Annotated in this window: 23 protein-coding genes; 16 read left to right on the top strand and 7 right to left on the bottom strand. The window is 69.1% G+C overall.

Annotated features, from left to right (window positions below; genetic code table 11):
- Positions 1-4: 4 nt before the first annotated feature.
- From E3O42_RS15135 to E3O42_RS15110, 6 genes are all read left to right on the top strand, one after another.
- A complete protein-coding gene (locus E3O42_RS15135) occupies positions 5-1,195 on the top strand; it encodes an HpcH/HpaI aldolase/citrate lyase family protein (RefSeq protein ID WP_134454733.1) in 1,191 nt (396 codons plus the stop codon).
- Positions 1,192-2,610: a phosphoribosyltransferase domain-containing protein gene (locus tag E3O42_RS15130; protein ID WP_134454732.1), complete on the top strand. Its 1,419-nt coding sequence runs from the start codon at positions 1,192-1,194 to the stop codon at positions 2,608-2,610. The genes E3O42_RS15135 and E3O42_RS15130 overlap by 4 nt, the downstream gene beginning before the upstream one ends.
- Positions 2,607-3,764: a cysteine protease StiP family protein gene (locus tag E3O42_RS15125; protein ID WP_134454731.1), complete on the top strand. Its 1,158-nt coding sequence runs from the start codon at positions 2,607-2,609 to the stop codon at positions 3,762-3,764. The genes E3O42_RS15130 and E3O42_RS15125 overlap by 4 nt, the downstream gene beginning before the upstream one ends.
- A 5-nt stretch (positions 3,765-3,769) precedes the next feature.
- Positions 3,770-4,576, top strand: coding sequence for an HAD family hydrolase (locus E3O42_RS15120; RefSeq protein ID WP_134454730.1), 807 nt, complete (start codon positions 3,770-3,772; stop codon positions 4,574-4,576).
- Between the two features lie 94 nt (positions 4,577-4,670).
- Positions 4,671-5,096 (top strand): YciI family protein, encoded by a 426-nt coding sequence (locus E3O42_RS15115; RefSeq protein WP_134454729.1) that lies wholly within the window; start codon positions 4,671-4,673, stop codon positions 5,094-5,096.
- A 27-nt stretch (positions 5,097-5,123) separates the two neighbouring features.
- Positions 5,124-5,636, top strand: coding sequence for a sigma factor (locus E3O42_RS15110; RefSeq protein ID WP_134454728.1), 513 nt, complete (start codon positions 5,124-5,126; stop codon positions 5,634-5,636).
- A gap of 17 nt (positions 5,637-5,653) precedes the next feature.
- Here the strand turns inward: E3O42_RS15110 and E3O42_RS15105 are convergent, their stop codons facing one another.
- A complete protein-coding gene (locus E3O42_RS15105) occupies positions 5,654-5,950 on the bottom strand; it encodes a VOC family protein (RefSeq protein ID WP_241984863.1) in 297 nt (98 codons plus the stop codon).
- A gap of 213 nt (positions 5,951-6,163) precedes the next feature.
- Between E3O42_RS15105 and E3O42_RS15100 the strand changes: the two genes are divergently transcribed.
- From E3O42_RS15100 to E3O42_RS15060, 9 genes are all read left to right on the top strand, one after another.
- On the top strand, positions 6,164-7,756 hold the full coding sequence (locus tag E3O42_RS15100) for a cation:proton antiporter (RefSeq protein ID WP_134454727.1): 1,593 nt from the start codon (positions 6,164-6,166) through the stop codon (positions 7,754-7,756).
- A 229-nt stretch (positions 7,757-7,985) separates the two neighbouring features.
- Complete coding sequence (ald, locus tag E3O42_RS15095; RefSeq protein WP_134454726.1) at positions 7,986-9,092, top strand: alanine dehydrogenase; 1,107 nt, start codon at positions 7,986-7,988, stop codon at positions 9,090-9,092.
- Between the two features lie 93 nt (positions 9,093-9,185).
- Positions 9,186-10,181 carry an epimerase gene (locus E3O42_RS15090; RefSeq protein WP_134454725.1) on the top strand — a complete coding sequence of 332 codons (996 nt, stop codon included), beginning with the start codon at positions 9,186-9,188 and terminating at the stop codon, positions 10,179-10,181.
- A gap of 35 nt (positions 10,182-10,216) precedes the next feature.
- The gene (locus E3O42_RS15085; RefSeq protein ID WP_134454724.1) at positions 10,217-10,426 is read left to right on the top strand and encodes a hypothetical protein; all 210 of its coding nucleotides are present in this window, start codon (positions 10,217-10,219) and stop codon (positions 10,424-10,426) included.
- Positions 10,427-10,535: 109 nt separating this feature from the next.
- Positions 10,536-10,940, top strand: a complete 405-nt coding sequence (locus E3O42_RS15080) for a TOBE domain-containing protein (protein ID WP_134454723.1) — start codon at positions 10,536-10,538, stop codon at positions 10,938-10,940.
- Positions 10,937-11,737 (top strand): molybdate ABC transporter substrate-binding protein, encoded by an 801-nt coding sequence (gene modA / locus E3O42_RS15075; protein ID WP_134454722.1) that lies wholly within the window; start codon positions 10,937-10,939, stop codon positions 11,735-11,737. Before E3O42_RS15080 ends, modA begins: the two co-directional genes overlap by 4 nt.
- 4 nt (positions 11,738-11,741) lie before the next feature.
- Positions 11,742-12,536 carry an ABC transporter permease gene (locus E3O42_RS15070; RefSeq protein WP_134454721.1) on the top strand — a complete coding sequence of 265 codons (795 nt, stop codon included), beginning with the start codon at positions 11,742-11,744 and terminating at the stop codon, positions 12,534-12,536.
- Entirely contained in the window at positions 12,533-13,618 is a 1,086-nt protein-coding gene (locus E3O42_RS15065; RefSeq protein ID WP_134454720.1) for a sulfate/molybdate ABC transporter ATP-binding protein, read from the top strand. The genes E3O42_RS15070 and E3O42_RS15065 overlap by 4 nt, the downstream gene beginning before the upstream one ends.
- A complete protein-coding gene (locus E3O42_RS15060; RefSeq protein WP_134454719.1) occupies positions 13,618-14,100 on the top strand; it encodes a MepB family protein in 483 nt (160 codons plus the stop codon). The genes E3O42_RS15065 and E3O42_RS15060 overlap by 1 nt, the downstream gene beginning before the upstream one ends.
- Positions 14,101-14,155: 55 nt before the next feature.
- Here the strand turns inward: E3O42_RS15060 and E3O42_RS15055 are convergent, their stop codons facing one another.
- The 3 genes from E3O42_RS15055 to E3O42_RS15045 all read right to left on the bottom strand — a co-directional run bounded on the left by E3O42_RS15055 (position 14,156) and on the right by E3O42_RS15045 (position 17,164).
- Positions 14,156-15,211 carry an EAL domain-containing protein gene (locus tag E3O42_RS15055; protein ID WP_241984862.1) on the bottom strand — a complete coding sequence of 352 codons (1,056 nt, stop codon included), beginning with the start codon at positions 15,209-15,211 and terminating at the stop codon, positions 14,156-14,158.
- A gap of 41 nt (positions 15,212-15,252) precedes the next feature.
- Positions 15,253-15,429, bottom strand: a complete 177-nt coding sequence (locus tag E3O42_RS15050; protein ID WP_134454717.1) for a DUF1059 domain-containing protein — start codon at positions 15,427-15,429, stop codon at positions 15,253-15,255.
- Positions 15,430-15,526: 97 nt separating this feature from the next.
- Entirely contained in the window at positions 15,527-17,164 is a 1,638-nt protein-coding gene (locus E3O42_RS15045) for a peptide chain release factor 3 (RefSeq protein ID WP_241984861.1), read from the bottom strand.
- A gap of 227 nt (positions 17,165-17,391) precedes the next feature.
- On the opposite strand from E3O42_RS15045, the gene E3O42_RS15040 reads away from it, so the two are divergent.
- A complete protein-coding gene (locus tag E3O42_RS15040) occupies positions 17,392-18,354 on the top strand; it encodes an ROK family protein (protein ID WP_134454716.1) in 963 nt (320 codons plus the stop codon).
- 199 nt (positions 18,355-18,553) lie between these two features.
- On the opposite strand, the gene E3O42_RS15035 is transcribed toward E3O42_RS15040, so the two are convergent.
- Genes E3O42_RS15035 through E3O42_RS15025 form a run of 3 tightly spaced genes read right to left on the bottom strand, consistent with a single transcriptional unit; the run spans position 18,554 to position 21,968 of the window.
- Positions 18,554-20,077 carry a glycoside hydrolase family 3 protein gene (locus E3O42_RS15035; protein WP_134454715.1) on the bottom strand — a complete coding sequence of 508 codons (1,524 nt, stop codon included), beginning with the start codon at positions 20,075-20,077 and terminating at the stop codon, positions 18,554-18,556.
- Entirely contained in the window at positions 20,074-21,027 is a 954-nt protein-coding gene (locus E3O42_RS15030; protein ID WP_134454714.1) for a carbohydrate ABC transporter permease, read from the bottom strand. Before E3O42_RS15030 ends, E3O42_RS15035 begins: the two co-directional genes overlap by 4 nt.
- Positions 21,024-21,968, bottom strand: a complete 945-nt coding sequence (locus E3O42_RS15025) for a carbohydrate ABC transporter permease (RefSeq protein WP_134454713.1) — start codon at positions 21,966-21,968, stop codon at positions 21,024-21,026. The genes E3O42_RS15030 and E3O42_RS15025 overlap by 4 nt, the downstream gene beginning before the upstream one ends.
- Between the last annotated feature and the right edge of the window lie 9 nt (positions 21,969-21,977).

The raw sequence follows: 21,977 nt of genomic DNA, 5'->3' as shown, positions 1-21,977 counted from the left end.
AACCATGCGCCACTTTGGATTCCTGAAGAACTCCCAGGCCACTCAGCTCTTCCACCGGCAGCCGCAGGAGGTGGCGATCGACTCGCCAGCACCGCTGCTCGCCGCATTCCTCGGTGCCACGCTCTATTGCCCGGGCGACCGGCCCAAAATCGCCAAAGACGTGGTGAAACAGGCCTCACGCGGCTGCGTCAGCATGGTGCTCTGTCTCGAGGACGCCATCGCCGACAGCGCCGTGCCCGCCGCGGAGGTCAACGTCGCCGACGCGATCAGGACGCTGCATCACTTGTCGGTGGACAAGCCGGACACCGACCTCCCACTGCTTTTCGTGCGCGTGCGCACCCCCGAACAGATGTTGCGGGTCGCCGAGGCCTGCGGAGCCGGCCTTGCACTGTTGAGCGGATTCGTGGTCCCCAAGTTCGAGAACGAAACCGGCTATGCCGAGGCGTTCTTCGTCGCGCTCCGCCAAATCCAGCGCCACAGCGGCGCCGACGGCTCGCAGGGAGGTAAGCGGCTGCGGCTGATGCCGATCCTCGAGTCGCCGAGCATGATCCACAGCGAAACGCGCGCCTCGGCGCTCTCCTCGATCCGCAGGATCCTGCACGACAACCGCGACGACGTGCTGGCCGCGCGCATCGGCGCCACCGACCTGTCCAGCGCCTTCGGGCTTCGCCGCTCCCGCGATCTCACGGTATACGACGTGCAGGTGGTCGCCTCGGTGATCTCCGACATCGTGAACGTGCTTGGCCGGTCCGAAGACAGTTTCGTGATCACCGGCACCGTCTGGGAGCACTACTCGACCGAGCGCATCCTCCGTCCGCAGCTGCGCCTCACCCCGTTCGTCGAAGCCAACGAGCGGGACCTGCGCCACCGGCTGATGCTCGGCGGCCTGGACGGGCTGATCCGCGAGATCTCCCTCGACCAGGCGAACGGGCTCCTCGGCAAGACGGTGATCCATCCCACCCATGTGTCGGTTGTGCACGCCTTGTCGGTCGTGAGCCACGAGGAGTTCCTCGACGCCTCGGTCATCCTGGGCAACGTCGGCGGAGGGGCGAGCGCGTCCCCGTACGGCAACAAGATGAACGAGGCGAAGCCGCACTCCGCGTGGGCGCACAAGACGATGCTGCGCGCCCAGGCCTTCGGTGTCGCCTCGGAGTCCACCACCTTCGTCGACCTCCTCGAAGCGAGCATGCGGTGACGGTGGCAACAGCCCTCGACATCCACGTGGAAACCGATCACGACCGGAGCATCCTCGGTGTCGACGAACTCGTCGGCATAGCCCTCCGCCACAACCCCAAGCGCGCCCACCTGCTCGTCTCCACGGTGCTCGCCAAACACGTACCGACGGTGCCCGGCATCGCCCTGGCGGCCGGTGAACTACTCGGTCTTCTCGTCTCCGGCGTCGTCGGCGGCGGCGCCCATCGGGGTGCGCGCGCACTCGGCGACCGATTCGCTGTCCTGGTGGCCCGGCTGGCCGAGAACGCCGATTCGACGGATGCGGAAACCCTGGCGCAGGCCCACCGCGAACTCACGGGCCTACGCCGAGACATCCGCGCCGCGACAACGCCGCAACCCGGCGTGGTCACCTTCGGCTACGCCGAGACGGCCACCGGCCTCGGCCAGCTTGTCGCAGACGCCCTCGGCGCCTACTACCTGCACTCGACGCGGCACGCGCCGGCCGGGGCCACATCATTCGCCGGCTTCGCGGAGGAACACTCCCACGCCACCGACCATGCCCTGCTGCCGACCGACCCGCACTGGTTGCGCCCGGGCGGCACGACGATTCTGGTCGACGACGAACTGAGCACCGGCACCACGGTGATCAACACGATCACGGCGCTCCAGGCGCTCATCCCGCAACGGCACTGGGTGATCGCCTCCCTGATCGACCTGCGGTCCCCCGCCGATCTCGGTCGTTTCGACCAGCTGGGCACCACGCTCTGCACCCGCATTTCCGTTGTCTGCCTGGCCGCCGGCTCGATCGGGCTCCCCGCCGACGTGCTCCCTCGCGCCGGCCGGATGATCGCGTCGATGCCGACCGTCGCCCCGGCAGCTGCCGGCGGCGGAGAGGTGAGCCTGCTCGACTGCACCGACCTTTCGCCCCTGCGAAGCGCCCGGTTCGGCACCACGGCACCTACGGACGCCGGCGTCGCTTCGGCGATCGCCGATCGTGTGTGCGCCCTGCTCCCCACCGGGCAGCCGGCCACGGGCGACCGGGGGGTCCTGGTCCTCGGCTCGGAAGAATTCATTGCCCTGCCGATGCTGACCGCGGACGAATTGGGGCGCGCCGCAGCGCCGCTGGCCGTCAGGTTCTCCACCAGCACCCGATCGCCGATCGCCGCGCTCGATGCCGCCGACTACCCCATCAGAAGCGCCATCCGCTTCCGCAGCCACGACACGACCTCCGACGGCGTGGGCGTGCGCTTCGCCTACAACCTCACCGCCTCCGGCCGCCGTTTCGGCACGGTCGTGTTCATGCCGGAACCCGGCACCGACCCCGCCGGGCTCGACGGCGACGACGGCGTGATCGAAACCCTCCGCCGCGTCAGCGACCGCATCGTGGTCGTGCTGCTGACCGCGTCCGCCCCCACCGATGGGATACCCAACCCGTGACCAGCCCCATTCCTCCGGCGGCCGTGCTGCCCCACCCGCTCAGCGGCCCCGCCTTCGGCTCATACGCCGCCGAGGACGTGAGCTGGCTGCTGCAGGACCTGCAGGGCGCCGCCCTCGAGGCACCGGCCGAGGAGCGCGAGCACGCCATCCAGAGCGGGGCGGCGAATTACGCCGAGTCGCTGCCCATCGAGTACCTGCCGTCGCCGGAATACGAGGCGCTCTACCGTGAGGCCCTGGAACGTTCGGGCCGCCGGCTCGCGGTCGCCGTCGGCGTCGTCACCGACCTCGCCCTCGCCGCCCGCGGCGACCGGCCGGTGTTCGTCTCCCTCGCCAGGGCCGGCACCCCGATCGGCATCCTGATGCGGCGTTGGGCCCAACACGCACGCGGGATCGACGTGCCGCACTACACGATGAGCATCGTGCGCGGCGTGGGGCTCGACCAGACCGCCCTGCGCTACCTCGCCGCCCAGCACGATCCACAGCAGGTCATCTTCGTCGACGGCTGGACCGGCAAGGGCGCCATCGCACGTGAACTGTCCGCGGCGATCGCCCTGTTCAGCCAGACCGACGGCGTGTTCTTCAAGGACGACCTGGCGGTACTGGCCGACCCTGGGCACTGCGTCACCATCCACGGCACTCGCGAGGACTACCTGATCCCGTCCGCCTGCCTGAACTCCACGGTGTCCGGGCTCGTGTCCCGCACCGTCTTCAACCGGGATCTGATCGGCGAAGACGAGTTCCACGGCGCCAAGTTCTATGCCGAGTTGAGCCACAACGACGTCTCGCGCGACTTTCTCGACACGGTCTGCGGCTACTTCCCTGACGTCGCGGACGACGTCGCCGACGGAGTCGCGGCGGCGAACGCAGAAGACCGCACCCCGTCGTGGGTCGGCTGGAAGGCGGTCGAGCAGATCAGCACCGAGTACGGCATCAACGACGTGAACCTGGTCAAGCCGGGAGTCGGCGAAACCACCCGGGTGCTGTTGCGCCGGGTTCCGTGGAAGGTGCTGGTGCGGGCGGATGCCGTGGCGGATGTCGCGCACGTGCTGCTGCTGGCCGAGCAGCGCGGCGTCCCGATCGAGATCGTGCCCGACCTGCCGTACAGCTGCGTCGGGCTCATCCGGCCCGGCCATGGGCTTGCGGGTGCCCAGTGACCGTCATGCCCCTGGTTGCCTGCGACCTCGACCGCACGCTCATCTACTCGTCGCGCGCCTTCTGGCTCGAGACGCCGGACGCCCAGGCTCCCCCGATTGTCGTTTCCGAGGTCTACAAGGGTGTGCCGATCTCCTACATGACGCGCGCCGCCGAGCAGCTTCTGCTCGAGCTCGCCGCGGCGGCCACCTTCGTGCCGGTCACCACCCGCACCGTGGCCCAGTACGGCCGTGTGCAGCTGCCGGGCCCAGTCCCGCGTTTCGCCATAACCACCAACGGCGGCGCGATCCTGGTCGACGGTGAGGTCGATCCGGTCTGGTCACGCTCCCTGCGGGCTCGGTTGGGCGCGGAAGCGGCTCCGCTGGCCGAGGTCAGGTCCTTGCTCGAGGACCCGGCCGCCGCGGCGTGGATCGTGCGGGTACACACCGCCCAGGACCTGTTCAGCTACGCGATCATCGACCGTGAGGCGATGCCCGCGGAGTGGATCGCCGCGTTGCACGTGCAGTGCCGGGTGCTCGGCTGGACGGTATCCGTGCAGGGGCGGAAGCTCTACTGCGTGCCGGAGGCCGTGAACAAGAGCGCTGCTGTCGCCGAGGTGCACCGCCGACTCGGCGCACCCACGGTGCTCGCCGCCGGCGACTCGCTCCTCGACCAGCGCATGCTGGAGGAGGCGCACTTCGCCTTCCGCCCGGCGCACGGCGAACTGCACGACGCGGCCTTCACGAGGCACAACCTCGAGGTGACCGCGAGGCGCGGCATCCTGGCCGGCGAAGAATTGCTGAGGTCCATCACGCGGCAGGTCCTGACGAGCTGAGTCTTTCTTCACCGACCTGTCGATCCAGGCCGGCCCCGTTCGACGCATCATGTAGAGGGACGCACTCGGCGCCCTGAGAAGTGAGGAGAGCCCGATGAAGTACATGCTGATCATGCGAGCAACCGAAGCGGCCCGTCAGGACTACGAGACGGCGGACATCAACGAGATCATCGAGAAGATGGGCGCATACAACGAGGCCCTGATGAAGGCCGGCGTGATGCTCGCCGGTGACGGCCTGGCCGACTCGATGACCGACAATTTCGTCGTCGACTTCGCGGCCGACCCTCCCATCGTGACCGACGGACCCTACGGTGAAACCCACGAACTCTTCAGCGGCTTCTGGATGATCCAGGTCGCGTCGAAGGAGGAGGCCATGGAGTGGGCGAGCCGGTGCCCGCTCGGACCGGGGTCGAAGCTGGAGGTGCGCCGGGTCACCGAAATGAGCGACTTCGGCGAGGCGGCCGACAACCCGATCCTGCAGCAGCAGGAACTGTGGCGCGCCGAGAGCGGCCAGGCCTGACGGGACTTCGGCGGGCAGGCTCGGACCATGGCCGATGCGCGGCGCACCGTGGAGGCGGTCTGGCGCATCGAGAGCGCCAGGATCGTGGCCACGCTCGCGAAGATGACCAACGACGTGGTGCTGGCCGAGGATCTCGCCCAGGAGGCTGTGCTCGACGCGCTCAGGCAATGGCCGGAGTCGGGCATCCCGCAGAACCCTGGGGCCTGGCTCACGGCCGTCGCCAAGCGCAAGGCCATCGACACCTGGTGGCGGCGCGAGCGCCTCGATGACAGGTACCGAGCAATCGCCCACGACCTGGCGGCGCGCACCATCGAGGGCATGAGCCCCGAGGACTGGCAGCCGATCGATGACGACGTGCTGCGCCTGGTGTCCATCGCCTGTCACCCGGTGCTGGCGCGCGAGGCCCAGGTAGCCGTGGCGACGGGTCCGGCATCCGCACGGCTCATCGTCGACGGCCTGGCCGACGCCGGCGTGATGCGTGGCTCGGCCCTGCTGCCGAGCGTGCGCGGCGAGCTGCTGACCCGGCAGCCTCCTCTCTGATCGATCAGAGGATGCGCTCAGGCGGGCTGCCAGAGCTCGATCCGGTTGCCCTCAGGGTCGGTGACCCACCCGAATCGACCGACGCCCTCCATGTCCTGCGTCTGGGCGGCCACGTCCGCTCCCGCGGCACGCAATTGCGCGAGCATCGCGTCGAGATCACGCACCCGGAAGTTGAGCATGATGGCTTGAGCCCGGGAGCCGAAGTAGTCGGTCTCGGGCTCGAAGGTCGCGAACACCGTCGGCCCTGCTTCCTGCTGCCACAGGCCATTCTCACCTGCGTCCAGGCCGAGGCAATCGCGATACCAGGCGTTCAACGACTCAGGGTCCGCGGCCCGCGGCCCGCAGGAAGTATCCGCCGATTCCAAGCACATTTTACATGCCCACAGCTTGCCACGGCAGCTCCGGATCCGGCGGTTCACTTCCAAGCCAGCGCGCGCCCATCGGCCGGGCGGATTCGACGACCATGCGCCCGTTCTACGCCGTCCCGATAGGGAAGACTGGCACGACACCACAGAAAGACAGGCACCATGGACGTCCAGCTGCTCCTCGTGATGACCGGTGCTCTGGTCATCGCCGCCTTCGCCCACCTCCGTGGCCTGCAGGCCGGCATCGTCACCGTAACCCTGGCGGCGGCTATCTCGTTCATCCCCGGCCTGCCCCGGCTCGAGCTCGACCCCGAGTTGATCCTCGGGGTCGTGATCCCGCCGCTGCTCTACTCGGCCACGCTCAATTTCTCGTTCTTCGCCTTCCTCAAGAACCTGCGCAGCATCCTCGGCCTCGGCGTGGGCCTGGTGATCTTCACCACCGTGGTCGTCGGCTTCCTCACCTCGTGGATCGCGCCGGAGCTCGGCCTGGCCGGGGCCTTCGTGCTCGCCGCCGTGGTCTCGCCGCCGGACTCGGTCACCACCGTCAGCCACGGCCGGGAGATCGGTTTGCCGCGGCGCACGATCTCGATTCTCACCGGCGAGAGCCTCGTCAACGACGCGGCGGCGCTCACCCTGTTCGCTGTCGCGGTAGCGGCCGTCACCGGCGACCGGGAGTTCATCGAAAACCCCTTCCTGCTCTTTGGCTGGGAGGCCGCGGTCGGCCTGATCCTCGGTGTGGTCGTCGGACGGGTCGTCGTCGGGGTGCGGGCAAAGGTGGGCAACCCCACCATCGAGAGTGGGCTCAACCTCCTGGTGCCGTTCCTGGCCTACTTCGCGGCCGAGCAGCTGCAGGCCTCCGGCATCATTGCCGTCGTCGCGGCCGGCTTCGCCGTGAGCCTGTCCCACTTCGGCAACAGAACGTCGGCCCTGCCCGCCACCGCCTACCGCACCAGGTTGCAGGAGGCGGCGCTCTGGCCCGTTGTCGACCTGATCCTGGAGGCGTTCGTTTTCGCCTACATGGGGCTGCAGCTCCGGTTCGTGTTGGAAGACCTCGCCGAGTCGAACACTCCAACCTGGTCCACCATCGGGTTGGGCCTGATTGTGCTGCTCGCCGTCATCCTCTGCCGGTTCGCCTGGGTGTACTTCAGCTACAGCCGCGCGCAACTCTCGCTGCTCATCTACGCCCGGCGGATGGCCGCCTCCATCGATCCCCGGGCCCGGCGCCGGCGGCGCGGGCGGGGCGGTCCCGGGCGGGGCGGCCGGACCGGTCCGCTGGGGCGGCAGGGCGGACGCAACAACGGCCACGTCACGGTGCTGACTCCCGCGGAGAACCTCCTGGTCTCCTGGACCGGCATGCGCGGCATCATCACCCTCGCCGCGGCCGGCGGCATCCCACTCACCATCGCCTCCGGGGCTCCCTTCCCCGGCCGCACCATCATCCAGACCGTCGCGTTCATCGTGGCCGTCGGCACCCTGCTGCTGCAGGGCTCGACGCTGCCGCTGCTGGCCAAGACGCTGCGGATCGACACCAGCGCCGAAGACGCCGAGGTGGAGGAGGGCCGTGCGGCCGCCCGCGCCGTGGCCGCCGCCGCGGTCGCCGGCCGGGATGACCCCACCAGCGGCGAGTACTTCGACCTGCAGCGGACCGCCCTCACAACGGCGGTTCGGGCGCGGCAGGTCTACCCGGGCAGCGCGCGCGACGTGCGGTGCGAGATTGATGCCCTGCAGGCCGGGGTGACGCCGCTTCTGGACTAGCGGCGGTGCATCCGCCCCGTGGGTTACCGTGCCAGGTCACCGAACAATCTGCGGTCGCCGACGGATGCCCGCCCTGGGGAAGAACGAAATCGACAGCCACGAATCGAGTTGGTTAGTGATTCTTCGGTTGAAACCCATTCGAAACAGGAAAACAGCATCATTTCCTGCAGGGAGCAGTTGATTGTTCGGGCTGAACCCGCGTCCATTCCCTACTCACACTGGAGCCATCATGCGCGTCGGAGTCCCCACCGAAATCAAGAACAACGAGAACCGCGTGGCCATCACCCAGGCTGGAGTGTCTGAGCTCACCCGCCGCGGCCACGAGGTGTTCATCCAGCGCGGCGCCGGACTCGGCTCCTCGATCGCCGACGACGCCTACGCGGTGGCGGGCGCCACCATTCTCGAGACCGCGGCAGAGGTCTGGGCCACCGCGGAGCTGCTGCTCAAGGTCAAGGAGCCGGTCGCGGGCGAATACGGCCACCTCCGCGCCGGCCAGGTGCTCTTCACCTACCTGCACCTGGCCGCCGACCGCGCCCAGACCGAAGCGCTGCTGGCCTCGGGCACCACCGCGATCGCCTACGAAACCGTGCAACTTCCCAACCGCACCCTTCCGCTGCTGTCACCCATGAGTGAGGTCGCCGGGCGCCTGGCCGCGCAGGTCGGCGCCTATCACTTGATGAGCGCCGCGGGCGGCCGGGGCATGCTCCTGGGCGGCGTGCCCGGCACCCCCAAGGCCAAGGTCGTCGTCATCGGCGGCGGTGTGGCCGGCGAGCACGCCGCGGCCAACGCCTTGGGCATGGGCGCAGACGTCACCATCATCGACCTCTCGGTGCCACGCCTGCGCGAACTGGAGACCCGCTTCGAGGGCAAGATCCAGACCCGGGCGTCCTCGGCCTACGAGATCGCGGCCCAGCTGGCCGACGCCGACCTGGTGATCGGCTCCGTCCTGATTCCCGGGGCGGCCGCGCCCAAGCTGGTCACCGATGAGATGGTCGCCGGCATGAAGAAGGGGTCGGTGCTGGTCGACATCGCCATCGACCAGGGCGGCTGCTTCGAAGGGTCCCGGCCGACCACGCACGACGCGCCCACCTTCGCCGTGCACGACTCCGTCTACTACTGCGTCGCCAACATGCCCGGCGCGGTGCCGGAGACCTCGACACGGGCGCTCACCAACGCCACGCTGCCCTACGTGATCGCCCTGGCCGACAAGGGCTGGGAGCGGGCGATCGCCGACGACGCCGCGCTGGCGGCCGGCCTGAACATCCACGCCGGCACTGTCACCAACGCCGGTGTCGCCGCCGCGCTCGGCCTGCCACTGGCCGTAGTGCAGGCCTGAGGCCGAACGGTGCGCGTTGCGCTGGCCGGCCCCGAGGCAACGCGCGCCAGACGCGGGAGCTACGCCGGCAGACGCGCGTCGTAGGCTGGACCCGTGGGGGACACGAGAGAACGCGCAGTGGTAGCCGGGGCATCCGGGTTTATCGGCCGGAGGCTCGTTCGCGAGCTTGACGACCGCGGCTACGAGGTCGTCTGCATCGGCCGGACCGGGCCCGACGCGCGCTGGGACGACGACACCGCAGTTCGGGCGCTGATTGACGGTGCCGCGCTGGTCATCAACCTGGCCGGCAAGAGTGTCGACTGCCGGTACACCGACCGGAACCGCAACGAGATCCTACGCTCGCGGATCGACACCACCCGCCAGCTGCGCCGGGCTATCAAGACGAGCACGCAGCCGCCGCGAGTGTGGCTGAACGCGAGCACCGCCACGATCTACCGCTACGCGCTGGATCGCCCGATGACCGAGACGCACGGTGAGCTCGGCACCGGGTTCTCGGCGGACATCGCCCACAACTGGGAGAACGATTTCTTCGGTGGTGACCTGCCCGGGACCCGGCGGATGGCGCTACGGATGGCCATCGTGCCCGGTGACGGTCCCGCCACCGCGATTCTCGTGCGCCTGGCCCGCCTCGGGCTGGGTGGGCCGCAGGTCGACGGCCGGTGGTTTCCGCACCGGCGCTACCGCGGCATCGGCGTCGCCCAGCCGACCGGCGACGGCAAGGCTCCGACCCATCACTCGCGCGGGCGGCAGCGCTTCAGCGGGATCCACATCGACGATGTTGTGGCCTCAATTCGTTTCATCGTCGCCCGCGACGAGCTCACCGGGCCGGTCAACCTGGCCGCGCCGCACCCCAGTGACAACCGCAGGCTCATGTCGACGCTGCGCCGCAGCGTCGGCGCCAGGCTCGGTATGCCGGCGTTCCGTTGGATGCTGGAACCGGCCATGTGGCTGCTGCGCACCGAACCCGAGTTGGTGCTCAAGAGCCGCTGGGTGGAGCCGGAACGCCTGGTCGCCGCCGGGTACAGGTTTCTCTGGCCGGACCTCGAGCCCGCCATCGACGATGTGGTCACCCGAACGGCACGATCGTGACCGGGAGTCGCGCCCGAGGTCCGTTCACCGCACGAGTGATACACCTGGGGCGCACGATCGTTCAGGCGGCACTGAAAACGGCGCTGGTGCTCTTCGACGCACTGAACATCGGCCCCGGTTCCGCGACGTCGTCGGTGGCGCACCTGCCCGTCGTCCTCCCGCGCCTGGGTGAGGACGAACCTCCCGCCGTTCAGCCCCGCTGGAAGCCGCGTTTTCCGCGCCGGCGCCCGCGGCGGTCCAACTAGGCATCGGCCCGGCGGCCCCACGCACCAGACCGTCCATGACGGCTATCCGAGCGCGGATGCGGGCCGCAACCCGGCTTGACTCCGCGAAATCGGAGCTAGAGTGTTTCCCATGCCTCAGATACGCATTAAAGACGCCGCGGCGTTCTTGAGTGTCAGCGACGACACCGTGCGCCGGTGGATCGACAATGGAGTGCTGCCCAGCTCGAAGGACGCCTCGTCACGCACCGTCGTCGACGGTTTGGCGCTGGCCCAGCTCGCGCGCAAGAACGCGGTGCTGCCGGAGGACCCGTCCGTCATCGGCCGGTCGGCCCGCAACCGGTTCGTGGGCCTCGTGACGGATATCGTCATGGACACGGTGATGGCCCAGGTCGAGATCCAGTGCGGCCCGCACCGGGTCGTGTCGTTGATGAGCAGCGAAGCTGTGCGCGAGCTCGGCCTGGAACTCGGCTCGGTCGCGATCGCCGTGGTCAAGGCCACGACGGTCATCGTCGAAACGCCACAGGGACGAGTATGACCGTGACCCGCGCTTCGCGTGTCCTCGTTGCCGCGACCGTCTTCGGTATCGCCCTGGCCCTCACCGGATGCGCACCCGCGACCCCCGCGGCCACCGCACCGACCGGCTCGGCCGCCACGCTCGAGGGTGACATCACCGTGTACGCCGCCGCGTCGCTGCAGGCCACCTTCACCGACCTCGCCGAGACCTTCGAAGCCGACAACCCGGGCACCACGGTGGCGCTGAACTTCGCCGGCTCTTCCGCACTCGTCACCCAGATCATCGAGGGCGCACCGGCCGATGTGTTCGCTTCTGCGGACACCACGAACATGACCAGGCTCACGGATGCGGCGCTCACCGACGGCACACCCGTCGACTTCGCCACCAATGTCCTGACGATAGCGGTGCCGCCGGGAAACCCCGCGGGCATCACCGACTTCGCCGACCTGGCCGGCCCGGACGTCAGGCTCGTCGTCTGCGCGCCCGAGGTGCCCTGCGGCCGGGCGGCCAAGACGGTGGCTGCGACCGCCGGCGTCACGCTCACCCCGGTGAGCGAAGAATCCTCCGTCACCGATGTGCTCGGCAAGGTCACTTCACGTGAAGCGGACGCCGGCCTGGTCTACGTCACCGACGTCGCCGCCGCGGGCGACGCCGTCGAGGGCATCGAGTTCACCGAGTCCGCCAGCGCCGTCAATACCTACCCGATCGCGCCCGTGACCGGCTCGGCATCCGCCGACGTGGCCCGGGCGTTCGTCGACTTCGTCACGGGCAGCGACGGCGCCGCGGTGCTGCGGGCCGCGGGCTTCGGGGCGCCGTAGCCTCATGACGCTTCCCCGCTGGGTCATCGCCATGGCCGCCATCGGCGCGGCCTTCGTTCTGCTGCCGCTCGTGGCGATGGTTCTCAGGGTGAACTGGGCGGAGTTCGTGCCGCTGATCAGCTCGGAGTCCTCGGTGGCCGCCCTGCTCCTGAGCCTGCGCACGTCGCTGGCCGCCACGGTGCTGTGTGTGATCTTCGGCGTGCCGATGGCGCTGGTGCTGGCACGCACCGACTTCTGGGGACAGAAGGTGCTCCGCTCGCTGGTGCTGCTCCCCCTCGTGCTCCCCCCGGTCGTGGGAGGCATCGCCTTGCTATACACCTTCGGCCGCCGCGGGCTGCTCGGGCAGACCTTCGAACTCCTTGGCATCGAGATCGCCTTCTCCACTACCGCCGTCGTGATCGCTCAGACCTTTGTCGCCCTGCCGTTCCTGGTGCTGAGCCTGGAGGGTGCCCTGCGCACGGTGGGCAGCCGATACGAAGCCGTCGGCGCCACCCTCGGCGCGAGCCCCACCACGGTGCTCCGCCGGATCACCCTGCCCCTGGTGCTGCCGGCGATGCTGTCGGGCGCGGTGCTGTCGTTCGCCAGGGCACTCGGCGAGTTCGGGGCCACCCTCACCTTCGCCGGCAGCCTGCAGGGCACCACCCGCACCCTGCCGCTGGAAATCTACCTGCAGCGGGAGACCGACCCCGACACCGCCGTGGCCCTGTCGCTGGTGCTGGTGATCGTGGCCGTCATCATCGTGAGCCTGGCCCATCGCACCGGTGAGCCCTCCCGTCGGCGGGCGCGGGCGCTCTCGTGACCTTCTCCCTCGACCTGCACGTCGCCGAACGCGACGTGCGCCTGCACCTGGACGTGGCTTCCGGCGAGACGGTCGCGATCCTGGGGCCCAACGGCGCCGGCAAGTCCACCCTGCTCAACACCATTGCCGGGTTGGTCACACCCGACTCCGGGCGCTGCGAACTCAACGGCACCGTTCTGTTCGACCTGCCGGCCGGGCCCGGTCGCCGTTTCTGGCGGCCACCGCACCAGCGCGGCGTCTCCCTGCTGGCGCAGGAGCCGCTGCTGTTCCCGCACCTGAGCGTGCTCGACAACGTGGCCTTCGGACCGCGCAGCGCGGGTGCGCCGGCGAGCCGCGCGCGCCAGAGAGCGACCCGGTGGCTGCGCGAGGTGGATGCCGAGGCGCTCTCGGCCCGGCGCCCGGCCGAGCTCTCGGGCGGGCAGGCCCAGCGGATCGCGGTAGCTCGGGCGCTCGCGTCCGACCCCGGCCTGTTACTGCTCGACGAACCGCTGGCCGCGCTGGACGTATCGGTGGCACCGGCGGTGCGGCGGATGCTGCGCCGGGTATTGGCCGATTGCAGCGCCGTGATCGTGACCCACGATGTGCTCGACGCGTACACCCTCGCCGACCGCGTGGTGATCGTCGAAGACGGCAGGGTCGTCGACCAGGGAACACCCGCGGAGGTGCTCGATCGTCCGGGGAGCGCCTTCGCGGCCGGGCTCGCCGGGCTGAACCTGATCACCGGGATCCGACGGGGGAACACCCTGGTCGTCGCAGATCCCCCGGCGTCGATCCCCATCGACGCCGGCTCGGCCGGCGCCCAGGGCGAACAGATCTCCCTCGCGGTGAGGCCCGCAGCGGTCACGGTGTCGTTGGAAGAACCGGCCGATCCGGCCCGCACCAGCGTGCGCGCCGAGCTGATCGACCTCGAACCCCGGGGTGATTTCGTGCGGGCGCGAAGCGCTCTGCTTGCCGCGGACGTGAGCCCGAGGGACGCCGCAGGGCTTGATTCGGCCGTGGGGTCTGCGCTCTGGTTCTCGATTCCGCCTGCTGCCGCCATGGTCTACCCCACCGGCAGATCCGAAAGGTCCACACCATCGTGATGCATCCAGAGGTAGCACTGGCCATGACGCTGTTCGAGCCGCTGGGCGGTGTGGAGCCCGCGATCGCCGAAACCGACAACGGTGAGTACGGCGCGGCTGTGACCCGGATCGGCTCGCAGCGCCTGCGCTTCCGCGTCGGCAAGCTGACCCCGACCAAGGTCGGCCTGTTCGTCGCCGTCTGGCGGCGCTCGACCACAGGAGCCACGGAACCGTTCCCCGCCGACGACGTCGACCTGCTGGTGATCATCACCACGGAGGGCCAGAACGCGGGACAGTTCGTGTTCCCCCGGTCGGCGCTGCAGCGCCACGGCATCGGCTCGGTGGCCGGCGTCGGCGGCAAGCGCGGCCTCCGGGTCTATCCTCCGTGGTCCCCCACCGACAACGCCCAGGCCATCCGCACCCAGAAGTGGCAGGGCGAGTACTTCGTCGACACCCGGGACGGGGTCGATCTCGACCGGCTGCGGGCACTCTTAGAAACCTGAGCCCGGTCGCCAGCACCGGCAGGGTACAGGCGCGCTCCCGCCGCGACTGACGTGCTTACTGAAGCGCGGTAGTGATGAGGCGTTCCAGGCGCACAATACCGGCGTAGCGGCCGGCGTTGTCGGTGGCGATCAGAGGATCGAAACGCTGCGTGCTGTCGCGGGTGATCGCGCGCAGCAGGGCATCCCGCACGGGAGTGTCGAGGTTCACCCGCACGGCGTCGGTGGTGACCCCGAGGTGGGCGCTCTCGCTGTCGAGAACCGAGCGAGGCCGGCCGTGGTGGTCGATGAGCACCACGGTGCGCACCTCCGCGTGATCGGTGAAAATCCTGGCTGCGGCGGCCACCGACTCCACGGCGGGAGCGACGTCGAGCAGGTCGCGCACGACGGGAACGGGCTGCGGCACCGCACTCGGCAACACCGGCTTGGCCAGAGCGGGCCACGCGGGACCGGGCCGGGCGAGATAATAGCCCTGCGCGAGCGGCACCCCGAGCGCGGTGATGGTGTCGTACTCAGCCGCGGTTTCGATGCCCTCGGCCAAAACCCAGCAGTCGATGCGGTTGGCGAAGGTGCCGATCATCTCGACCAGCGCTCGTTTCGCCTCGTCGGTGTCGATGCCCTGAATGAGTTCCCGGTCGAGTTTGATCAGTTCGGGTTTGAGCGCGAGCAGACGGCTGAGACCGGCGTAGCCCGAGCCGAGGTCGTCGACGGCGATCAGGCCGCCCGCTCCCCGGATAGCGTCGAGCTCGGGTTCGAGGTCGGCGGCGGATTCAATGGCGGACTGTTCGGTGAGCTCCACGAACACTCCGGCGAGGTCGGCATTGTCCTGCCACACCTGCCGGATGGACTCGTGTCCAAGCACGTGGGGCGATACGTTCACGGTGATGAAGCAGTTGGCCGGAACCGAGCCGCGTTCCGCGAGAATGATCCGCAGGCAGCGCGCTTCGACCTCCGCGGACCGGTTCGAGGCGCGCGCCTGGGCGAAGAGGTCCTCGACGCTGATCCCCGCGGGCATCTCGAAACGGGCCAGGCCCTCGAACCCCACCACGATGCCGCGGGCGGTGTCCACAATCGGCTGGAAGGCGGCTGATACCCCGGTTCCGGCGGCGACCACATCCAGTAGTTCGGCCCACCCGGACGGGGACAGTGGTGTCGTCAGGAGACGACCACGATCCGGTCCATGACGCTCTGGACCAGCTCGGGGCTCACCGCGTCGATGGCGTGTACGGCGCTCGCATGCTGAGCAACGAGAACGAGAATTTCGTCATCTGTGGAACTGACCCAACTCGCCGTGCACCCTGGCACCACATCTCCGCACGCGAAAGACTTCATGACACTCTCCCCTGTCGTTGGCGCCACATGGGCGATTCCCTGGTTGTTTAGGCTTCTGAGTGTAGTTCGGGGACCACGTGATTCCGGATTGGGCTAGCTAGTAGCGCACCTCGTCGACAGGCCCGCCGCCGGCCAGGTCTTCGAGCAGCAGTTCGGGGTGGTCGCGCACGGTATTGCGCAGGCGCCACGGGGTGCTGAAAAGGGCCAGCAGGGTGCCGTCGCTGCGGCGGAGCACCTCCACCTGACGGTCGTGGCCGAGGATCAGCGCGCTCTCCTTGTCGGTGCGGCGGGCCAGCTGGTACGGCAGCACGTCGCTGCGGATGGCGGCGCCGAAGTCGTGCGACATCCGCTCCTCGACGACCTCGAACTGCATCGGGCCGACGGCGCCGAGCACAGGCGCCTGGTCGCCACGCAAGTCCGAGCGCATCACCTGGATGACGCCCTCGTGGTCGAGCTGGTCGATGCCGCGGCGGAACTGCTTGTGCTTGCTGGTGTCGGCGGGGCGCACGGCACGGAAGTGCGCGGGCGCGAACATCGGCAGCGGCGGGAAGGTGACGGCGGGGGCGCCCTCGTGGATCGAGTCACCGACCCGCAGCGCGGAGGCGTTGACCAGGCCGACGATGTCGCCTGGCCAGGCCTCCTCGGCCACCTCACGGTCCTTGCCGAACAGCTGTTGGGCATACTTGGTGGCGAACGGCCGGCCGGTGGCGGAGTGGGTGACGACCATGCCGCGGCGGAACTGGCCGGAGCACACCCGCACGAACGCGACGTAGTCGCGGTGCGAGGAGTTCATGCCGGACTGCACCTTGAAGACGAAGCCGGAGAACGGGCTGGTCACCGGGCGGTGGCCGCCGGCGGCGTCCAGGCGCGCCTCGGCGGGCGGGGCGAAGTCCACCAGGGTGTCCAGGATGTGCTGCACACCGAAGTTGAGCACCGCGGCGGAGAACAGCACCGGGGTGGTCACGCCATCCAGGAACATGTCCTCGTCGTGGTTCTGGCCCTCCTCTGCGAGCAGTTCGGACTCCTCGGCGGCGGTGACCCAGGCATCGCCCTCGGCCTCGGCCGCTTCGTCGGCGGTGGTGCGCTCGAAGTCAGCGCGGGTGGCGCCACCTGCGGTGCGGTTGAAGCGGATGAAGTCGGAGCTGTCACGCTCGATGACGCCGCGGAAGTCGCCCGCGATGCCCACCGGCCAGGTGAGCGGGGTGGGGATCAGGCCGGTGCGGGTGCGGATCTCGTCCATCAGGTCGAGCGCGGCGGAGCCCGGCCGGTCCCACTTGTTGATCACGGTGATGACGGGAAGGTTGCGCTGCTTGCACACCTCGAAGAGCTTCATGGTCTGCACCTCGAGGCCCTTGCTGGCGTCGACGAGCATCACGGCGGCATCCACCGCCGAGAGCACCCGGAAGGTGTCCTCGGAGAAGTCGGCGTGGCCGGGGGTGTCGACGAGGTTGATCACGCTGTCGCGGTATTCGAACTGGATGGCGGCGGAGGTGATCGAGATGCCACGTTCCTGCTCCATGGTCATCCAGTCGGAGACAGTGCCGCGGCGGCCGGCCTTGCCGTGCGTGGCGCCGGCGGTGGTGATGGCGTGCGCGTGCAGCAGCAGTGCCTCGGTGAGCGTGGACTTTCCCGCGTCGGGGTGGGAAATGACGGCGAAGGTGCGCCGGCGCACGGCCTGGGCCTCGACCTCTTTCGGGGACACCTCGGTGCCCGGGGTCACGGTTGCTTCAGCCACTGCTCAGTTCCTACCTCTATATGTCTGTCAATACGGCGCTTGCGCGCACGCGTTCTTCAAACCTAACCTGCGCGACTGGCCAACTCCTCCCCGCTAATTGTTACCATCCTTTACAAACAGCGTCGGCGCATGGGATGATGTCCTCACAGGCAGTTGACGCAGCACGAGCACACTCTTGGCCGGTTTCTTGCCCCGCCACACTCGCCTACCGCTGAGGAGCCCCCGCCATGACCGCCGTGACCCTCACTTCGGCTGTCGACCAGGCCCTCCCGCTCGGCAACGGCGAGGCCGTGATCGCCGTCGATGTCGGCGGCACCGACACCAAGGCCGCGCTCTTTGACGCATCCGGCCGCATGCTGGGCCTCAGTCGCACGCCGACACCGCTCGACGGCGAACGCACGGCCTTCTCGGTCATCGCCCGGGTGCAGGAGCTCACGCTGCAGTTCGCCGCGGACTTTCCGGGGGTGCACCCCCGGGCCGTGGGTCTGCTCGCCCCTGGCGTCGTCGACGACGACGCGGGTATCGGCGTGCTGTCCACCAACCTGCACTGGTCGAACGTGCCGTTCAAGCGACTGACCGAAGAGCTCATCCACCTGCCCACCACCTTCTCGCACGACGTGCGGGCCGCCGGGGAGGCCGAGTTCCGGCTCGGCGCCGCCCGGCCCTATCGCAACGTGGTCGTGCTGGTCATCGGCACCGGAATCGCCGGTTCGCTGTTCATCAACGGCCGGGCGCACACCGGTGGGGGCTACGCGGGCGAGATCGGCCATTCGATCGTTCACCCCAGCGGAACGCTCTGCGGCTGCGGCTCCCGGGGCTGCCTGGAGACCGTCGCCTCGGCCGGCGCGATCGTGCGTCGCTACGAGGAGGTCACGGGTATCAGTTTGCGCGGCGCGCGCGCGGTGCTGTCACTGGCCCGCTCCGGCGACCCCGCGGCGTCGATGATCTGGCACGAGGCACTGGACGCACTCGCCCTGAGCATCGCCCAGCTGGCCGCGATTCTCGCGCCGGAGGCGATAGTGATCGGTGGCGGGCTGGCACAGGCGGGCGACCAATTATTCGTTCCGCTGCGCGAGCGGGTGAATGCCCTGTTGAGCTTTCACCGGCGTCCCGAGATCCTGCCGGCGTCGATCGGCGAAAACGCCGGCCTGCTCGGCGGCGCCCTGCGGGCACGCGACCTGGTGAGTTGAGCGGTCACCGCACCTCGCCCACCCCACTTGGCTCACCCCACTTCGCCCCCTTGCCCGGCCCACCTCGTTCACTGCACCTCGTATGGCGCAGTGCGCCCGCTATAGCGGGCGCACCGAGCCAGAGGGGGCGCACCGAGCCACAGCGGGCGCGCCGCCGCCGCTCGCGCCGCCCGCGCGACCTGCCGCAGCCGGCGCGAATCTACGCCGGTACGGCCGCCAGCAACTCGAGCAACGCGCGCCCGGCAAGCCTGGATGCACCGAAGGTGGCGATGTCGGCGTAGGTCAGCTCATCCGACGGCCAGCCCATGTCGACCACGAGCACGTCACGGCGGTCGGCCCGCAGCGCATCGACCAGGTCGCGAATGAACGGATGCCGATGGTTGTCCTTGCCGATCACGACCACGGGTGTCCGGGCGGGAAGCTCCAGCGCCCCACTGTCGTCCACGGTGCGTCCGACGAGAGGCCTGGCCCGCCACGCGGCCGCGAGGTCTGACTCCGGGTGGGCGGCCACCTCGGCGAACGGGCCCCAGGGCGCAGCGCCAACGGCGATGTTCGTCACCGTGTCGAGCCGAACCACCGAGAAGGTCTCCGGCGTCGCCGCGAGCCACAGCTTCGCGTGCTCGTTGACGGCGAAGGAGGCGATGATGCGCCCGGTGTCGAAACCCGGCTCGGGCGCGGCCAGCGCGGCATCGGGCAGAGGGATGTTCAGGGTCTCGTCGGTGATGCCGGCGGCGAGTCGGTGAACGCGGCCGGCGGCCTCGGCGAGCCGGGCCTCGGTGAGGGTTCCGGCGTCCACGGCGGCCAGGACCTCGGCCTCGATCTGATCGAGCTGTGCGGGGGTGTTCTCGGTGCCGATGCAGAGCAGATCGCAGCCGGCGGCGAGCGCGGCGACGGCGGCCCCCGGAATGCCCAGGACGCCGCTGGCCCCCTTCATGTCCAGGGCGTCGCTGACGATGACGCCCGAAAAGCCCAGTTCGGTGCGCAACAGACCGCCGAGCACCCGCGAGGAGAGCGTCGCGGGGTTCTCCGGATCGACCTGGGGCAGCAGGATGTGCGAGGTCATGATGGCCTTCGCGCCGGCGGTGATGGCGGCGCGGAAGGGCACCAGTTCCCGCTCGCGCAGGGTCGCCGGCGGCAGGTCGACGACGGGCATGGCCAGGTGGGAGTCGAGGGCGGTGTCACCGTGACCAGGAAAGTGCTTGGGGCAGGCGGCGACCCCGGTGGACTGCACCCCGCGCACCCAGGCGGCGGAGTGCCGGCCCACCCGGGCCGGGTCGACGCCGAAACTGCGCACGCCGATCACGGGGTTGTCGGGGTTGGAGTTGACGTCGGCGTCAGGCGCGAACGTGAGAGTGCAGCCGGCCTTGCGCAGCTCCCAGCCGACGAGGCGACCGACCTCCTCTGTGTACCCGACGTCGTCGATCCGGCCGAGGATGGCGTTGCCCGGATAGGGCGAGCCGGAAGAGAAGTAGAGCCGGGTGACGTCGCCACCCTCCTCGTCGATGGCGATGACAGCGAGCGGGTTCGCGTCGCGGATCGAGTCCGTCAGCTCGCGCAGCTGGGCGATGGATTCGATGTTCTGCCCGAACAGGCACACGGCGCCGAGTCCGTCCTGCAGGCGCTGGCGCAGCCAGCCCGGCAGCACCGTGCCGACGAAGCCCGGCATCAGGGTTGCCCTGATGTGCGTGCGCACCAGGGACTCGCCGCCGATAAGGCCGGTCATCCCTTGACCGCCCCGCTGACCAGTCCGCTGGTCATCCTGCCCTGCACGAAGAGGAAGAAGATGATCACCGGAATGGCCACCATGGTGGAGGCCGCCATCACCTGACCCCAGTCGGTTGCCCGGCTGGCGCTGGCCTGGATGAAGCCGCGCAGCCAGAGCGGAAGCGTCTGGCTGGAATTGTCCTGCAGCAGCACCAGGGCGACCGTGAACTCGTTCCAGGCCTGCAGGAAGGCGTACACACCGGAGGCCACCAGCCCGGGAGCGAGAAGGGGGAAGGTGATGCGCATGAAGGCCTGGGTGCGGCTCAATCCGTCGATCATGCCTGCCTCCTCGAGGTCGGCGGGCACGCCGGCGACAAAGCCGCGCAGCATCCAGATCGTGAAGGGCACGACGGCGGCGATGTAGATGATGCTCACGCCCACGATCGAGTTGAGCATGTTCAGGCTGCCCATCAGCTTGTACTGGGCGATGAAGAGCCCCTCGGCGGGGAGCATCTGGATCAGCAGCACGGCCAGTACGAACGCCTTGCGCCCGCGGAACCTGAACCGGCTGATCGCCAATGCGCCGAGAAACGCGAAGAACAGGCAGAACACCACGGTGATGATGGCGATGGCCGTGCTCATGCCCAGGGCGGGAAGGAACGTTCCACCGGAAAAGACCGCGACGAAGTTGTCGAGGGAACCGCCGAACGGCAGCCAGGTCGGCGTGGTGCTCTGCAGCACCACATTGGGCAGCAGCGAGGAGTTGAGCATCCAGTAGACCGGGAAGACCCAGATCAGCGAGACCACGATGCCGACGACGCCGAGCGCGATCCGGCCGGGCCGGAAGCGGCGGTTGCCGCCCCTGCTGCCCGGCCGCCGTGTCGGCGGATCGCTGGGTCGGGGCCGGGAGCCGGCCTGAAGGGCATTCACGCCGGTGGATTGGCCGCTGGAATAGACCGTCGAGGTCATGATTCGTCCTCCTTGAGCATGCTGCGTACGTAGAACCAGCTCAGGGCCACGGTCAGCACGAGCACGAAGATCGAGACGGCGCTGGCCATGGCAAAGTCGCTGGAGCCGACGCCGAGTTGGTAGATGTACGTGCCGAGCAGGTTGGTCTCCGAGGCGATCGATCCGACATCCTGGAGCAGCCGGATCTGGGTGAACACCCGCAGGTCCCAGATCACCTGCAGCAGCAGGATGATGGCGAGCACCGGTCGGATGATCGGGACGATGATGAACCGGAGCCGCTGGGACAGGGTGGCGCCGTCCAGCTGGGCGGCCTCGAGCACCTCGGTGGACACCTGGGTGAGGCCGGCGAAGATGGAGAACGCCACGAACGGAACGCTCATCCAGACCACGATGACCATCGCCACGAAGAAGAACGACAGCGGGTTGGCCAGCCAGTTGTGGTTCTGGAAATCCAGGCCCATGCCGGTCAGGACCGAGTTCAGGACGCCGCGGCGCCAGTCGATGAGCCAGTTCCAGACCGTCATCGCCGCGACGACTGGCATCGCCCAGGCGAGCAGCATCGAGATCTGCAGGGTGATGCGCACGGCCGTGTGCACGGCGTTCATCAGGAGGGCCATCAGGGTACCGATGGCCATGGTGACCGCGGCGGTGACCAGGCAGAAGGCCAGCGACCGGGCCACCACGGTCCACATGTACGGGTCGGTGAACAGGGTCACGTAGTTGTCGAACCAGACGAACTCCGGGGGCTGGCCGAATTGCTGGGAGAGTCCGAACCTCTGCATCGAGGTGATGAACTGCCAGACGAGCGGGTAGCCGAGCGCCAGGATCAGGATGCCGCAGGCCGGGATGACCAACAGGTACGGCGTTGATCTGCCCCTTTTCCGGGGCCTGACCGGGCGCGGCCGATCGGCCTGACCCAGCACGAGGTTCTGCGTTGTCACGCCGACCCT

The organism is Cryobacterium adonitolivorans, from assembly GCF_004402695.1.
GTDB classification, from domain to species: Bacteria; Actinomycetota; Actinomycetes; order Actinomycetales; family Microbacteriaceae; genus Cryobacterium; species Cryobacterium adonitolivorans.
This window is presented reverse-complemented; position numbering and strand designations above follow the sequence as displayed.

Coding starts and splice junctions, on each gene's coding strand:
- E3O42_RS15030 (WP_134454714.1), bottom strand. CDS start 21,027: ATGACCTCGACGGTCTATTCCAGCGGCCAATCCACCGGCGTGAATGCC.
- E3O42_RS15035 (WP_134454715.1), bottom strand. CDS start 20,077: ATGACCGGCCTTATCGGCGGCGAGTCCCTGGTGCGCACGCACATCAGG.
- modA (WP_134454722.1), top strand. CDS start 10,937: ATGACCGTGACCCGCGCTTCGCGTGTCCTCGTTGCCGCGACCGTCTTC.
- E3O42_RS15080 (WP_134454723.1), top strand. CDS start 10,536: ATGCCTCAGATACGCATTAAAGACGCCGCGGCGTTCTTGAGTGTCAGC.
- ald (WP_134454726.1), top strand. CDS start 7,986: ATGCGCGTCGGAGTCCCCACCGAAATCAAGAACAACGAGAACCGCGTG.
- E3O42_RS15040 (WP_134454716.1), top strand. CDS start 17,392: ATGACCGCCGTGACCCTCACTTCGGCTGTCGACCAGGCCCTCCCGCTC.
- E3O42_RS15110 (WP_134454728.1), top strand. CDS start 5,124: ATGGCCGATGCGCGGCGCACCGTGGAGGCGGTCTGGCGCATCGAGAGC.
- E3O42_RS15050 (WP_134454717.1), bottom strand. CDS start 15,429: ATGAAGTCTTTCGCGTGCGGAGATGTGGTGCCAGGGTGCACGGCGAGT.
- E3O42_RS15070 (WP_134454721.1), top strand. CDS start 11,742: ATGACGCTTCCCCGCTGGGTCATCGCCATGGCCGCCATCGGCGCGGCC.
- E3O42_RS15100 (WP_134454727.1), top strand. CDS start 6,164: ATGGACGTCCAGCTGCTCCTCGTGATGACCGGTGCTCTGGTCATCGCC.
- E3O42_RS15120 (WP_134454730.1), top strand. CDS start 3,770: ATGCCCCTGGTTGCCTGCGACCTCGACCGCACGCTCATCTACTCGTCG.
- E3O42_RS15135 (WP_134454733.1), top strand. CDS start 5: ATGCGCCACTTTGGATTCCTGAAGAACTCCCAGGCCACTCAGCTCTTC.
- E3O42_RS15060 (WP_134454719.1), top strand. CDS start 13,618: ATGCATCCAGAGGTAGCACTGGCCATGACGCTGTTCGAGCCGCTGGGC.
- E3O42_RS15115 (WP_134454729.1), top strand. CDS start 4,671: ATGAAGTACATGCTGATCATGCGAGCAACCGAAGCGGCCCGTCAGGAC.